At 75.8% G+C, this 571-nt stretch carries 1 protein-coding gene; it reads right to left on the bottom strand.

What is annotated here, in order from left to right:
* Window positions 1–571, bottom strand: a 571-nt coding sequence (locus tag MEICH_RS24510) for a S8 family serine peptidase (RefSeq protein ID WP_036218490.1), incomplete at both ends; no start/stop codon positions are given.

The following is a 571-nucleotide window of genomic DNA, read 5'->3' as shown; positions in this document are numbered from 1 at the left end:
TGAGGGCGGGGTCGGCGGCGAGCAGCAGGGCCAGGGCCGCGCTCACCTGCGGGGTGGCCTGGGAGGTGCCCATGTAGAAGGCGTAGGTGGGGCGGCCCGCGACGAAGTTCCAGGTGGTCGAGAGGATGCCGCGCGCGTCGTCGGTGCGGGTGTCGCCGCCGGGGGCGCTGGCGGCGATGGCGGCGTGCTGCTGGCTGTAGTAGGCGGGGCGGAACTCGAGGTCGGTCGCCCCCACCCCCAAAGCGCCCGGGCAGGAGGCGGGGTAGAAGGGGGCGCCCGGGTTGGTGTCCTGGTAGTTGCCCCCGGCAGCCACCACCAGCACGCCCTGCTGCACGGCCTCGGCCACCGCGTCGCACAGGGCCTGCGAGCGCTGCAGGGCGCCCAGCGAGAGGTTGATCACGCCGGCCGGCTCGGGCAGTTGCAGGGTCTGGCCCTCCCACTCCACCGGGAGGCCCGCGGCGTAGCGGAGGGCGGCGGCGGCGGCCTCGAAGGTGCCGTTGCCGTTCTGGTCCAGCACCCGCACGGGCAGCACCCGCACCGGGGCGCTCCAGGCCACGCCCACCGTGCCGCT

Origin of the sequence: Calidithermus chliarophilus DSM 9957, from assembly GCF_000430045.1 — a bacterium.
GTDB classification, from domain to species: Bacteria; Deinococcota; Deinococci; order Deinococcales; family Thermaceae; genus Calidithermus; species Calidithermus chliarophilus.
The sequence above is the reverse complement of the archived record's forward strand: the minus strand, read 5'-3'. Positions and strand labels throughout refer to the sequence as shown.